Below are 249 nucleotides of genomic sequence, written 5' to 3' on the forward strand. Positions count from 1 at the left end.
GTTCGGCGGCGTCCTACTCTCCCACAGGGTCCCCCCTGCAGTACCATCGGCGCTGTAAGGCTTAGCTTCCGGGTTCGGAATGTAACCGGGCGTTTCCCCTACGCTATAACCACCGAAACACTATGAAACTGTCAGCCGCACCACGCCGTGGCAACGTGGGGCTGTTCGTGGTTTCAGAACCAACACAGTGGACGCGAGCAACTGAGGACAAGCCCTCGGCCTATTAGTACCGGTCAACTCCACACGTTA

1 rRNA gene is annotated in these 249 nt (G+C 58.2%); it reads right to left on the reverse strand.

The window, feature by feature from the left end:
- Positions 1-117: ribosomal RNA gene (gene rrf, locus AOQ53_RS32290) — 5S ribosomal RNA — on the reverse strand.
- Between the last annotated feature and the right edge of the window lie 132 nt (positions 118-249).

Origin of the sequence: Streptomyces azureus (assembly GCF_001270025.1) — a bacterium.
Classification (GTDB): Bacteria; Actinomycetota; Actinomycetes; order Streptomycetales; family Streptomycetaceae; genus Streptomyces; species Streptomyces azureus.